Here is a 14,136-nt window from a genome sequence, read left to right as displayed (position 1 = left end):
CTCCAGGATTCACAGTTTAAAAGTGTATAGTGTAGTTTATTATTTTTGCTTAGATTTCTCTTTCAGCTCTTCTTTATCTTTATCGGATGGATTCCATACTTTAATTTCAGTATCTTTAGTAATATTTGATCCTGAAAGAATCTGAACGTTGATACCGTCACTTGCTCCCAGTTTCACGTATACTTTTTTGAATTTACCGTCTTGTTGTTTTACTTCTACGAAAGGTACGTCTTTTCCTTGTTTCTTTTCATATTGAACTAAAGATTCATCCAATAATAGTGCATTTTTCTGAGAACTCAAAACAATTTCACCATTGGCAGAAAAACCTGCTCTAATATACTCATTATTAGGATTAGTTACGTTTCCTTCTACCGGAAATTTAATAGTTCCTGCATTATCCTTTCCTTTAGGAGCAATCATGGTTAGTTTTCCAGGGAAAGTTTTATTTTGTAATGCACCGATTACAATATTCATATCCATACCTTCGCTTAACTTTCCTGCTTGAGCTTCATCAATTTCACCTTTAAAGATCAGAACATTTAAATCTGCCACTGAACAGATTGTAGTTCCGGCATTAAAGTTATTGGCTTCAATCACCTGGCTTCCTGCTTTTACAGGTACTTCAAGTACGGTACCTGAAGCTTTGGAACGGATCTCTGTCGTAGCTAAGCCCTGCCCTTTAAGTTCAGGTGTTGCTCCCGTTTTAGCGATCTGCAATCTTTTTTGAGCGGTATTCAATTGCTGCTGAGCATTTTTCAACGTCTGCTGCTGTGAGAATAATTGCTGCTGAGAATTAAGATACTCCTGTTTAGAAGTTACTCCCTGCTTATACAGTTTATCCTGCATTTCATATTGCTTCTGCATGTTTCCTACATTCATCTGAGCATTGCTGATCTGGATCTGTGCATTCTGTACTTCCTGCTGAGCTGCGTTTACTTCAGAGATACTAGGAACAATCTTCACTGTAGCAATCAGCTGGCCTACTTCTACTTTATCTCCTTCTTTTACTAAGATTTTTTCTATAATCCCTGCAATATTGGGTTTGATTTCAATTTCTTCTTTTGGAACAATTTTCCCTGTAGCCATTACTTTATCATCCATATTCTGAATAGTAGGCTTACGGGTAAGGAAAGCTTCTCCTTCTTGAGAATTAGATTTGATAAGATAGCCAATCCCTGAGAACAATGCCACTGCAAATAAAAGCCCCAACAGTATATAAATGGCTTTTTTCCAGGTGAATTTCTTTTTCATATGTATAGTTTATTTTTTATTAAATAGATTAAAAGATTTAAAATTCAAAAAATTGATTCTCTATTTTTTTTTATTTTTAAATCTTAAAATGGTTTTATTTTCAAATTAATTACTCTGTTCTTAAGGCCTCAATAGGTCTGATTTTTACAGCTCTCTGTGCTGGGATCATCCCGATGATCAATCCTAAAGTTACCATAACAGCCATCGCAGCAAATACGTTTCCATAGTTGACTGTCGGATTATAGAACGGAAATACGTCCTGTCCCTGGGTAACGATGTTAAGTATCATCAGTACAAAAATCCCGAACATAAAGCCTAATAGCCCCGAGGAGAGCGTAATCACAACACTTTCCAGCAAAATCTGATTTCTTACTTCTGCTGGCTTCGCTCCCAATGCTCTTCTGATGCCAATCTCCTTTGTTCTTTCTTTTACCGTAATCAAGAGAATATTCGAAATAGCAATTACTCCCGCAAGAATGGTAAGCGTACCCACGATGATTGTTAACAACTGCATTCCCGTAAGAAAACCAGTGATTCTTTTAAATTCTTTTCCAAAGTTGAAACTTCCAAAAGCGTTGGTATCTTCAGGAGAAACTTTATTTTTTGTTTTTAAAACCTGTTTTACATCTTCTTCTACAGAATTCACATTGGCATTAGGTTTACTTACAATAGCAAACATATCAATCTGATCTCCTGCATTATACATTTTTGTATAAGTAGAAAGCGGGATAAAAACTGTTTGATCATTCTCGAATCCTCCTCCTTTTTTCACACGGAAAACTCCGATTACGTTAAAGAACAATCCTTTAATATTGATCGATTTTCCTATTGGGTTCTCTTTTTTCTTGGCATCAAAGAAGTTTTTATAAATTTCTTCTCCTATCACCACTACATTTTTATTTCCTGAAACATCGGCATCATTGATGTAGCGCCCGAAAATCAGTTTCTTTTCTGAAATTTTATTTCCTACAGAATAGTCCCCGGTAAGCGAATATGTTCCGTTCTTTCCGTTTCTGGACATGGCTTCCCCGGGAGTTCCGGTAAAGCTTCCCCGCGCATTTTGAGGCGAAATATAATCTATGGCAGTTACTTTTCTTTTCAGCATTTCCATATCAACCAAGTTCAGGTGAACTTCTCTTCCTTTAGGAAATCCTTCATAGGGAATAGAGGTTTTCTGCGCCCACAAAAAAATTGAATTGGTAGCAAAACCGGAAAATATTTTATCAAAACCATTCTCCATTCCTTTTGCTGCTCCAAGAAGGCTCACATACAAAAACATTCCCCATCCTACGCCTATCATGGTAAGAAATGTTCGGAGTTTATTATTCTTCAATGAATAATAAATTTCCTGCCAAGTATCTTTTTTAAATATGATATTCACCTTATTGAATTATAAGTTATAAATTATGGATTATGAATTTCACTAATCTGTTTATTTTTTTCACAAATTATTCTGTTCTTAAAGCTTCGATTGGTTTAATTCTCGAGGCTCTGTATGCAGGAACAAAACCTGCAATTAGTCCTGAAAAAATCAGTGCGATAAATGCCATTATGATGGCTCCCCACCCTACGCTTGGGCTTTTAATAAAAAACTCTTCAAGACTGTTCCCAATAAGGCTTAATGTCAAAACCCCTATTCCTACTCCAATAAGTCCGGACACCATTGTAATGACAACGCTTTCCTGAACAATCAGACCTACAATTCCGCTTGGTTTTGCTCCAATTGCTTTTCGTACCCCAATTTCCTTGGTTCTTTCTTTTACGATATACACCATGATGTTACTGATTCCGATAATTCCTGCCAGCAGTGTTCCCAAGCCAATGAACCCAACAATGGCTGTAAGTACCGCCATAAAAGTGAAGGTACCATTCATATTTTGGGCATTATTCCAGACACGTACACCGTTTTCATCATCAGGAGAAACACTTTTTCTCGCTTTTAATTTATCTTTAAGCTCATCACCATACTTAATGGCCTGATCCGGAGTCAGTTTATCATTGTATGTTATATAGGCTATATTTACTGTATCAGATCCTTTTTTCATCTGCTGCAAAGTAGTAATCGGAACAGTAATATGTCTCTCATCTCTATCTCCTCCATCATCTGAAAAAACTCCAATGACCTTATACATTGTTCCATTAATATCGAGTTCTTTTCCTATCGGGCTCCCATTTTTGATCAAGTCTCTCTGAACCATTCTTCCAATCACCGCAACATTTAATTTCCTTTCCAGGTCCATAGCCGTCAGATACCTGCCGTCAATAATTTTTCTGTTTTCAATGACCTGCTCTCCGGGTTCAGCCCCATTAATCTGATAAAGACCACTTTCTTTTCCATATTTCACCATCAAATTGGCACTATATCTAGGACTGGAAGGCCCTGCTTTTTTCTTATCTGCATTAATTAGAAAATCATAGTCTGAGTTATTCATTGTTATATTTCGGTCAGACTGAAGACCTTTATAAGCTAAAGAGGCTTTTCCTGTAGAAAAAATAATAAGATTCTTAGCATCTCCTGCAAATCCGTCAGAGAATGCATTCTGAAGGCCCTTTCCAATTCCGAAAAGCACAATGAAAATAAACAGTCCCAAAGCTACCGTAAACCCTGAAAGTACTGTCCGAAGTACATTACTACGGATAGAACTGAATATTTCCTGCCAACGATCTAGGTCAAACATTTTTTATTGGTATTTAAAGATTGAAAAATTTAAAGATTAAAAACTGAACCGTTAAATTTTCAAATTATCTCGTTTTCAAATTTTCAAATTCCTAAAGCACAATCTGCTTAATAAACTCATCACTTTCAATAATTCCGTCCTTCAGCACTACATTTCTTTTAGTTTGTGCAGCAACATCCGGTTCGTGGGTTACAACAATGATTGTTTTCCCTTCATTATTAATATCCTGAAGCAGTTTCATAATATCATGAGTGGTTTTGGAGTCCAGTGCTCCTGTAGGCTCATCTGCAAGTACAACTTTTGGATTGGTAATCAAGGCTCTTGCAATAGCCACTCTCTGTTTCTGTCCTCCGGAAAGCTCACTTGGAAGGTGATTGGCCCATTGTGCTAACCCTACCTTTTCAAGGTATTCCATTGCTTTCAGATTTCGCTCTTTTCTCGGTACATTCTGATAGTACAGAGGAAGTGCTACATTTTCCAAAGCTGTTTTATAATTGATAAGGTTAAAAGACTGAAAAATAAATCCTAAAAATCTACTTCTGTATTCTGCAGCTTTTACTTCAGATAAATGTTCGATAGGAACTCCATCCAATTCATAGGTTCCTGAATCTTTTTCATCCAGAATCCCAATAATATTAAGAAGCGTAGATTTTCCGGAACCGGAACTTCCCATAATAGAAACAAACTCCCCTTCAGAAATATTCAGATTAATTCCTTTGAGAACATGAAGCTTGCTTTTCCCTGTATCGTATGACTTATTTAAATCCTGAATTACTAACATTAAGTGATGTATGTTTTATACCCAATAAGTAGATGATATTTTCAAATTGTTACAAGAATAAAAATTTATTCAAATATTTTTTTGTTTAACAGATTAAACCTTTATTCATAGTACTTTATTAAATTTTGTTTAACTGTAACTACGGTTTTCCATCTATTTACCCCTTAGATAGCGGTCTAGCCTATTATTCGAGCCAGTTTCATGTAAATGTGGAAAACTTTTCAGGCTAAAAGTCAACCGATTAGTATTTACCTCTTTCAAAATCAGTTCTTTTTTTCGAACTTTGCTATTAGTTCTTTACAAGAAATATGAATTTGTGGAAGTGAATAACTTTATTTAACAACTCACAGATAAACAGAAAGTTAAGTATTTCAGGAACGTTATCCACAAGGATCTAAATTATTTAATTATAAAGATATTTAATATGGGAATTTTTGATAAAAGAGTAAGTTATAAGCCATTTGAATACCCGGAGGTTCTTCAATTTGTAGAGGCAATCAACAAATCGTTCTGGGTACATTCCGAAGTGGACTTTACTGCAGATGTTCAGGATTTTCATTCGCAGTTGGAACCACATGAAAAGCATGCTGTGAAAAATGCGCTGTTAGCCATTGCACAGATCGAGGTGTCTGTAAAGACATTCTGGGGGAATTTATACAACCACCTACCAAAGCCGGAATTCAATGGATTAGGATCTACTTTTGCAGAATGCGAATTCCGTCATTCTGAAGCATATTCCCGTTTATTAGAGGTATTAGGATATAACGACGAATTCCTTAATGTGATCGAAATTCCTGCGGTAAAAGGAAGAATAGAGTTCTTAGGAAATGCTTTAAAACATGCTAATTCTGCAACCCCTAAAGAGTATGTTTCTGCTTTACTGTTATTCAGTATTTTAGTAGAAAATGTTTCTCTTTTCTCGCAGTTTGCCATCATCCTTTCTTTCACAAGATTCAAAGGATTCATGAAAAATGTTTCCAATATCATCGCATGGACTTCAGTAGATGAGCAGATTCACGCTAATGCAGGAATCTACCTGATCAACAAAATCCGTGAGGAACAACCTGACTTATTAACAGACAGCGATATTGAAGATATCTACACGTTAGTAGACGAATCTATCGCAAGAGAAGGTGATATCCTTAGCTGGATCTTCGAATTGGGAGAAATTGACAATGTTTCTAAAGAAGATTTATTAAACTTCATGAAATACCGTGTAGATGACAGCTTGAAAAAAATCAACATGAAAACAAGATACAACATCACTCCTGAACAATACAAACCAATGGTATGGTTCGAAGAGGAAGTTTTCGCAAATTCATTAGATGATTTCTTTGCAAAAAGACCTGTAGATTATACGAAGCACGATAAAAGTATTACTGCAAACGATTTGTTTTAATACGGAGACGCGAGCGAAGCGAGCGTCAAAGCAGTCAGTATCAGGATTAATCCTTTTCTGATTCATAAGTGGAATTGCTGTTCATTAATAAAGCACAAATACCAAAGAAATGATCAATGTAATAGTAAGCTATACGGTAAACCCCGAATTTGTTCCAAACAATAAAACCAATATCCAAAAGTTTCTGGAAGATTTTAAAAATCTGGATCAATCAACATTTGAATACAAGGTTTTTGTAAAGGAAGACGGTGTTACTTTTGTCCATTATTCAAACTACATTAATGAAGAAGTTCAGCATGAAGTTTTGAATGTTCCGTCTTTTAAAGAATTTCAAAGACTAAGAGACGAAAGCGGGTTGAACGGTTCCCACAAAGTAGAAATTTTACAATCAATAATATAAAAAAACAAAATTCCGGAGTGATTCTCTCACTTCGGAATTCGAAAATATAACATCTATGGAAGAGCAAAATTCAAATATATGGTGGCTCAATGAAGAGTCTGAGCAAATGCTGAACAGAGGATATCTGTTGAAAGGTGAAACGGTAGACGGAGCTATCGACAGAATTACCACTGCTGCTGCAAAAAGGTTGTACAAACCAGAACTTCAAGCAGCATTCAAAGAGATGATCACAAAAGGATGGATCAGTTTCTCTTCTCCTGTATGGGCTAATATGGGTACAGAAAGAGGTCTTCCTATCTCATGTTTCAACGCTCACATTCCGGACAGCATTGAAGGGATTACTCACAAAATGGGTGAAGTTATCATGCAGACTAAAATCGGAGGAGGTACTTCAGGATATTTTGGAGAATTGAGAAACAGAGGAACAGCGGTAACGGATAACGGAAAGTCTTCAGGAGCAGTTTCATTCATGAAGCTTTTTGATACAGCTATGGATGTTGTTTCACAAGGAGGCGTAAGAAGAGGAGCTTTTGCTGCTTACTTAGATATTGACCACGGAGATATTGAAGAATTTTTATCCATTAAAGATATCGGTAGTCCTATTCAGAACTTATTTACCGGAGTATGTGTACCAGACTACTGGATGCAGGACATGATTGACGGTGATATGGAAAAACGTAAAGTTTGGGCAAGAGTATTGGAAAGCCGCCAGCAAAAAGGTCTTCCGTATATTTTCTTCACAGACAACGTGAACAGAAACAAACCTCAGGTGTATAAAGATTTAGGAATGACGGTAAACGCAAGTAACCTTTGTTCTGAAATCATGCTTCCTTCTACAATGGAAGAGTCTTTCATCTGCTGTCTGTCTTCTATGAACCTTGAGTTATACGATGAGTGGAAAGATACAGATGCTGTAAAATTAGCAGTATACTTCCTTGATGCTGTATTATCTGAGTTTATCGACAAAACTGATGGTAACTATTACCTACAGGGGGCAAGAAACTTTGCTATGCGTCACAGAGCGCTGGGATTAGGAGTTTTAGGTTACCATTCTTATTTACAGAAAAATATGATTCCGTTTGAAAGCTTCGAGGCGACTCAGTTTAACGCAAGAGCATTCAGACATATCAAAGAACAGGCTGAGCAGGCTTCAAGAGAACTTGCTAACATCTATGGAGAACCGGAAGTATTGAAAGGGTACGGATTAAGAAATACCACTACAATGGCAATTGCTCCTACGACTTCAAGTTCAGCAATTTTAGGACAGACTTCCCCAGGAATTGAGCCTTTCTCTTCTAACTATTATAAAGCAGGTCTTGCGAAAGGAAACTTTATGCGTAAAAACAAATACCTTGCAAAACTATTAAAAGAAAAAGGGTTGGATAACGAAGAAACATGGAGAACCATCATGTTGAACCACGGATCTGTACAACACCTGAATGAGCTTACTCCTGAAGAAAAAGCAGTATTCAAAACATTCAAAGAAATTTCTCCGATGGAGGTTATTTCTCAGGCTGCACAAAGGCAGCAATACATCGATCAGGCACAATCTCTGAATCTTCAGATTCCTTCTACAATGCCTGTGAAAGATGTCAACTACCTTTATATTGAAGCTTGGAAAAAAGGAGTAAAAACACTTTACTACCAAAGAAGTTCATCTGTTTCAAAAGAAATGATGGTTAACTTCGTATCATGTTCAAGCTGTGAGGCATAGGATCAAGTAATAAACACGCTATATTTTGCAAAAGCATACCGAGAGGTGTGCTTTTGTCGTTTTCATAGGCCTGGATTGATAGTTCAGATTGCACAGATTCTCACAGATGATTGGGTAAAAATTGAAAAAAATTCACTTCAGCTCCTAATGTTGATAGGTTTTGGCTAAAGCTGTCGGGATTGGTCTTTATTTTTTAAACGGGCTAAAGCCCGTTCCTATTGAATAATTACAATGTGTATATAATTATTGGAGGCTAACCACACATTATGCAGATTTCCACAGATAACTGCATGTATTTAAAATGGTTTAGTAAGAATAAAAACGCACTTCTTTTATCGGCAAAATTCATCATTCATCATTCATCATTCATCATTTATAGTTCATGAAAAAGGTCCGGAAAGAAAATCCGAACCTTTGAAAAAGAATTATATGAAGTAAAATGTAAAAGCGTCATTAAAAGTTGTATCGAACTCCCAGCTGAGCCTGGAATCTTGATGCAAACTGATCAATGGTATAAGGCAGTCCCGGAGTTTTGAAATTATAGGTAGGATCTCCCGCAGAAGGTTGTCCTGTTGCTACATTTCCCACCTTCGTTAGACCGACACTTGCCGTAGAGTTGAAAGTATTTGGCACAAAATAAACTTTCCCCCAGTCTTTGTTCAGCAAGTTGGTAAAATTGATGATACTCAATGAGATCTGTATATTATTCTTAGATTTTTTACTCAGCCTGATCTCATCCATGATCCTGATATCTGCCTGAATATTCCATGGAGTAACATCGCCATTTCTTTCTGTGAACTTCCCTCGTCTGGATTTCAGATAGTCATTACTGTTGACAAAGTTTTCATAATCCGCAATCTGCTGCTGAGCAGTTACTACGACGTTTCCTGCAGCATCTTTTATAGGAACAATATATTTGGAAGCTTCTGCAGCATCTTTAAAGATATATGAAAGTCCTGCAGCCTGTCCGGTATTGGCAATCGTACTGTTTACAAATCCCCATGAAAATGGATTTCCGGACTGCGCATTGAAATATACATTGGTGTATAATCTGTTGGTATCAGAAATATTAAAAGCATATCCAAGATTGGCTACTACTCTGTTTTTGATCGCAAAATTGGAAGTTGTCAGCTTCGGATCGTTAGGGGTAAGAGACTGGTTCATCTGCCAGTTACTTTCCATGGAGTTTCTGATACCGTTGGTAATATCTTTAGCATCTCCGTAAGTATAAGCCACAAAGAAATTAAATCCGAAATCATACGACTTTGAAAGCTGTGCCGTCAGGTTATAACGGTATCCCTCTTTTGTATTCGATAAAAGATAGGCGTTAGAAAAATTATTGTTGATATTTGTGGTATAGATCGGCATTTCATGATTCGTATCATAGCTGTAATACGTCACATTATCGGTCTTATTCACCTGTTGGAATTTCAGGTCATAAAGTACTTTTGTGTAGATCCCTTCTAAGGTCAGCTTATATCCTGCTAAAGTATAATCGAAAGCTAATGAACTTCTCCACACTCTTGGCATTTTAAAATTGTTATCAACAAGGTCTACCTGTACTTTTGAAGAGTTTTGCCATTTCGGGAAATTGGCACTATTCAATGGATCTCCGTTGGCAGCAAGCTGTGCGGGTGTTGGTGCATTGTAATCATAACTTCCAAAACCTACTCCATCATTGTAATACGCATATCCTAACCACGCAAAAGGAATTCTTCCCACAAAAATACCTGATCCACCTCTTAATACCATAGATCTGTTTTCTGTAAGATCAATTGTAAATCCAAGTCTTGGGGAGAATGTAGGTTTATTCAGATAGTTGTTGGTAAGCTGACTTAAAGGAGTGTAATTGTAAGTATTTCCAGCATTTGGATCCTGAGAAGAATTGGATACCAATGGACTTAATTGCGGTTTATTCGGTAAGTCTGTATAATCTACTCTTACTCCCGGTGAAAGTCTCACTCTTCCCCAATTGATTTCATCCTGAAGATACATGGAAAGAAGATTTACCTTATACTGAGCATACGGATTATCAAAAAGCGTCTCTCTGCTGTCTCCGTTGAAAGGATAAGTACCTCTTATTCTTGAAGGTGTTCCATTATAAAAATCAGTCAGGTTTTTATAGGAAATTCTTCCGTTTAAAGCATTCACAAAACCATAATCGATATTGTACAGCTCATTGTGAGTTCCTAACAAGAAAGTATGATTTCCTGTTTTGTAGGTAAGATTATCTGTGATTTCGAAAGTCTTTTGTTTCATATTGAAAACGGTAGCCTCTCTGTCATTTCCAAGAAGAATAGTTCCTCCGTTGTAAGCAATTTCTACCTGTGGAAACATGGCATTACCGGAAGTAGGATCTCTGTAATCATGAATGGAAGAATATCCTACCACCAAGTTATTACTCCATTTATCATTAAAACGGCTTTTCAATTCAAGTGTAGTGGTGGACGCCGTATTTTTCTGAACAAAATCCATGCTGGAGAACCTGAAGTTGGCTCCGTCTCTTTCCAGGTTGGATGCCTGTGAAAATACCGTGTTATTCTTAATGGATAAAGTATGTTTGTCATTAATTTTCCAGTCTAACTTATTGAAAAGTTTAGAACTTTCAGAGAAGTTATTGTACTGGTTAAAGCTTCCCACATTGAATCCGTATTTATTTCGTACAAAATCTGAAATCTGCTGTGCAGTCTGTTCATTCACCAATGCTCCCGGATCGTTGGCATTATAGAATACAGGATCTGTTCTTTTGGTATATTCTAAATTTGTGAATAAGAAAACTTTATCTCTTACAATAGGCAATCCCACTCTTCCACCATAGATGAAGTCTTCAAAGTCACTCGGCATTTTAGAATTGTCTCCTACTCTGTTTCTACCAGTAATAGCCGCGTTTCTTCCGTATGCATAGATGGATCCTGTAACATCATTACTTCCGCTTCGGGTTACCGCATTAATACTTCCGCCAAGGAAATTCCCCAATTTTACATCATAAGGCGCAATATAAACCTGCACATCCTGAATAGCATCCAGACTTATAGAATTGGAACGCGTACTGCTTCCCGGCATTCCTGAAGTACCTGTCTGCCCTCCCAATGAAGGACTGAAACCAATAGCATCGTTATTGATAGAACCATCAATCGTTACGTTATTATAACGGAAATTAGTTCCGTTGAAAGAGTTGTTAGCACTCTGAGGAACTAGTTTTGTAACATCCTGAATTCCGCGGTTAATATTCGGAAGACCGGAAATCTGGGCCTGGCTGATCCCTACTCCATATTTTGCGGTCGTTTTTTTGGAAGTAATTTTTACCTCATCAATTGTCTTTTCTTTATTTCCAATTTCTACTACAGGTAAATCGTTACTTCCTAAAGAAAGCTGAAGATTAGGATTTTCATAGATTACCTGTGATCCGTCAGAGATTTCAATTTTATAAGGTCCTCCCGGCTGAAGATTATCCAAACTGAACTGTCCTTTGCTGTTACTTTTCGTTTCAAAGGTACTATTGGTAGGTATGTGTATTACCTTTACTGTAACTTCGGAAGAGATTCCCTTTAATCTTCCAAAAATTTTAGAGCTGGTTTCCTGTGAAAATGCAAACCCAAACGATAACAGAGCAAAAGCACAGATGATTTTTTTCTTCATATTTTATTCGCTATAAACTTGGTGTAAAATTAGATCTACAAAAAATGAAGTATGGTAACATAGAATTAACATTACGTAACAGAATGTTTAATATTTCCTTAAAAAAAACTTAATAGAAAGAGGTTCAAAATCTTAAAAAATTTTCTAGACAACACTCAAAAAACGCTCTATTTTTAAGGTATTTCAAAAGGTTTCAATTTCTTAAAATTCTACTATGAACAACTATTTTCTGTTGAAGTACTTTCCGGAGAAATCATAGAATGCTCTGATTTTTTTGGTTTATATTTGTGTTTATTGTTTAATACCAAAACTACAGATATGAAATTCGGACAAGTAGAAGACCCTTCAAAAATAGATTTCACATTACCCAAAGATCATCCTAAAACCAAAGAAATGCTGGCTCTTAATAAAAAAGGGCTGGAAAACATTTCTATCGGATGCGCCAAATGGAATAAAACCGACCTTAAAGGATTTTATCCTAAAGGAACTAAGGATGAACTGACGTATTATGCCACTCAGTTTAATTCTATTGAACTGAATGCTACTTTCTACGGAATGCCTACTCCTGATCAGGTAACCACCTGGAAAGAAAAGACTCCGGCAGATTTTAAATTCTTTCCGAAGATCACCAATACGGTTTCTCATTTCAGAAGATTGATTGATGTGACAGATCCGGTGACACAGTTTGCTTCTTCCGTTATCAATTTTGATGAAAAACTGGGAATGGCTTTCCTTCAGCTTCATGATAATTTTAAACCTAAAGATTATGACAGACTGGAAAAGTTTGTAAAAGAATGGCCAAAAGAAGTGCCATTAGCTATTGAACTCAGAAATACGGAATGGTTTACCAATGAAGAAATTCTGAATACAACCTGTGACCTTTTTGAAGCTCATAACATTACCAATATTATTGTAGATACTGCAGGAAGAAGAGATATGCTTCATATGCGTCTTACAACTCCTAATGCATTTATCCGTTATGTGGGTGCCAATGCGGAAAGTGATTATGAAAGACTGGATGACTGGCTGAAGCATCTTACTCAATGGAAGAAAAATGGTCTTCAGAATCTTTACTTTTTCGTGCATCAGAATATTGAAAAAGCCTCTCCATTATTATCAGCTTATTTCATCAAGAAAGTAAATGAGGAATGGAAAACTGATATTCATATTCCTCAAATGGCTACAGAGAGTACAGGGACACTTTTTTAATGAGATCAATTCAAATAGAATAATTTCGATATACTTTTAACCAGCAATTCAATCCTTTTCATTACAAAAACTCGTATATTAGAGTATAATGTTTTTCGTTAATCATTATACTTTAAAAAACATAAATCATGGAAAAGGAAATTTGTACAATCAGTGTTGTTAATAACTGGCTTGGTGATGAATATATTTTTTATGACAACAATACCATAAAAAGAGTATATGACAGCCAAAGTCTGAATTCCGATAAAACGGAATGGATTGCCCCTAAAAGTATTAATAAACATACTAAGGACAAACTCATAAGAGCGTGTCCTGAAGAATGTAAAGAACAGGTCATGCAGATTCTGGATTATCCTTAACAAAACAAAAAATGGGGAATGAGCAGTAAAGTCTCATTCCTTTTTTATTTATTTTTTCGAAGAAGCAGTACCAGATTGAGGAACAGAAGAAGAAAATCCAGTGTAATCCAGATGCCCAGTTTAGTATTATCATAATTATAGGCATCTACCTGTTTTTTGGCAGTCTCAGAAAGTTTCATACTTTGGTTGATGTAGTTCTGAACTTCTACAATCTGATCAATATTTTTATTGGGCACAGAATGTTGAGAAAAGTATACAAGATTTTTCTTTCCGAGATACCCTGCAATCCAATATTCATCAGACTTATCCATTTTCAGATATTCTATTCTGTAATATTCCGGACGTATTTTCCCGATATGTTTTGGTTCAAGGGTAGTATTTTTATCGGTTTTATTGACATTAATAAGGTAGAAGTCTAATGTCTGAGGTAGTTTATTCACAACCTGCAGTCCAACAGAATTATCTACAAATGCCACCGCACTTTTCTTGATAAACCAGTACGTAAAAACAGAAATTGAAAAGACCAGTGTTACAATACGAAACAGTTTTGCCCACTTCGCCATACTTCCTGATGTAACCTTAAACAGGACCAAAGAAAGAACAGAAGCAAGGAATATTATAAAAATAATGAGTGTCATATTTTACAAAGATACTTCTTCTCTCTATTTTATCTATATTTGCGCCCAAATTTTTAATCCTAACTAAC

At 36.1% G+C, this 14,136-nt stretch carries 11 protein-coding genes; 5 read left to right on the top strand and 6 right to left on the bottom strand.

Annotated features, from left to right (window positions below; genetic code table 11):
• Positions 1-39 precede the first annotated feature (39 nt).
• The 4 genes from ACM6F9_RS04050 to ACM6F9_RS04035 all read right to left on the bottom strand — a co-directional run bounded on the left by ACM6F9_RS04050 (position 40) and on the right by ACM6F9_RS04035 (position 4,710).
• Positions 40-1,251, bottom strand: a complete 1,212-nt coding sequence (locus ACM6F9_RS04050; protein ID WP_414844516.1) for an efflux RND transporter periplasmic adaptor subunit — start codon at positions 1,249-1,251, stop codon at positions 40-42.
• 109 nt (positions 1,252-1,360) lie between these two features.
• The gene (locus ACM6F9_RS04045) at positions 1,361-2,632 is read right to left on the bottom strand and encodes an ABC transporter permease (protein ID WP_414844515.1); all 1,272 of its coding nucleotides are present in this window, start codon (positions 2,630-2,632) and stop codon (positions 1,361-1,363) included.
• 67 nt (positions 2,633-2,699) lie between these two features.
• Positions 2,700-3,929, bottom strand: coding sequence for an ABC transporter permease (locus ACM6F9_RS04040; RefSeq protein WP_414844514.1), 1,230 nt, complete (start codon positions 3,927-3,929; stop codon positions 2,700-2,702).
• A gap of 91 nt (positions 3,930-4,020) precedes the next feature.
• On the bottom strand, positions 4,021-4,710 hold the full coding sequence (locus ACM6F9_RS04035) for an ABC transporter ATP-binding protein (RefSeq protein WP_414844513.1): 690 nt from the start codon (positions 4,708-4,710) through the stop codon (positions 4,021-4,023).
• 424 nt (positions 4,711-5,134) lie between these two features.
• Here ACM6F9_RS04035 and ACM6F9_RS04030 point away from each other — a divergent pair, with 424 nt between their 5' ends.
• From ACM6F9_RS04030 to ACM6F9_RS04020, 3 genes are all read left to right on the top strand, one after another.
• On the top strand, positions 5,135-6,109 hold the full coding sequence (locus ACM6F9_RS04030) for a ribonucleotide-diphosphate reductase subunit beta (RefSeq protein WP_047378790.1): 975 nt from the start codon (positions 5,135-5,137) through the stop codon (positions 6,107-6,109).
• A gap of 109 nt (positions 6,110-6,218) precedes the next feature.
• Positions 6,219-6,509 carry a hypothetical protein gene (locus tag ACM6F9_RS04025; RefSeq protein ID WP_414844512.1) on the top strand — a complete coding sequence of 97 codons (291 nt, stop codon included), beginning with the start codon at positions 6,219-6,221 and terminating at the stop codon, positions 6,507-6,509.
• A 46-nt stretch (positions 6,510-6,555) separates the two neighbouring features.
• Positions 6,556-8,223, top strand: a complete 1,668-nt coding sequence (locus ACM6F9_RS04020; RefSeq protein WP_414845096.1) for a ribonucleoside-diphosphate reductase subunit alpha — start codon at positions 6,556-6,558, stop codon at positions 8,221-8,223.
• A 453-nt stretch (positions 8,224-8,676) separates the two neighbouring features.
• On the opposite strand, the gene ACM6F9_RS04015 is transcribed toward ACM6F9_RS04020, so the two are convergent.
• The gene (locus ACM6F9_RS04015) at positions 8,677-11,862 is read right to left on the bottom strand and encodes a TonB-dependent receptor (RefSeq protein WP_414844511.1); all 3,186 of its coding nucleotides are present in this window, start codon (positions 11,860-11,862) and stop codon (positions 8,677-8,679) included.
• A gap of 318 nt (positions 11,863-12,180) precedes the next feature.
• Between ACM6F9_RS04015 and ACM6F9_RS04010 the strand changes: the two genes are divergently transcribed.
• Together ACM6F9_RS04010 and ACM6F9_RS04005 are read left to right on the top strand one after the other, a co-directional pair.
• Positions 12,181-13,071, top strand: a complete 891-nt coding sequence (locus tag ACM6F9_RS04010) for a DUF72 domain-containing protein (protein WP_105701136.1) — start codon at positions 12,181-12,183, stop codon at positions 13,069-13,071.
• A 128-nt stretch (positions 13,072-13,199) separates the two neighbouring features.
• Positions 13,200-13,430 (top strand): hypothetical protein, encoded by a 231-nt coding sequence (locus ACM6F9_RS04005; RefSeq protein WP_414844510.1) that lies wholly within the window; start codon positions 13,200-13,202, stop codon positions 13,428-13,430.
• A 44-nt stretch (positions 13,431-13,474) separates the two neighbouring features.
• On the opposite strand, the gene ACM6F9_RS04000 is transcribed toward ACM6F9_RS04005, so the two are convergent.
• Positions 13,475-14,068, bottom strand: coding sequence for a hypothetical protein (locus tag ACM6F9_RS04000; protein WP_414844509.1), 594 nt, complete (start codon positions 14,066-14,068; stop codon positions 13,475-13,477).
• Between the last annotated feature and the right edge of the window lie 68 nt (positions 14,069-14,136).

The organism is Chryseobacterium sp. IT-36CA2 (assembly GCF_949767875.1).
Taxonomy (GTDB): domain Bacteria; phylum Bacteroidota; class Bacteroidia; order Flavobacteriales; family Weeksellaceae; genus Chryseobacterium.
The sequence above is the reverse complement of the archived record's forward strand: the minus strand, read 5'-3'. Positions and strand labels throughout refer to the sequence as shown.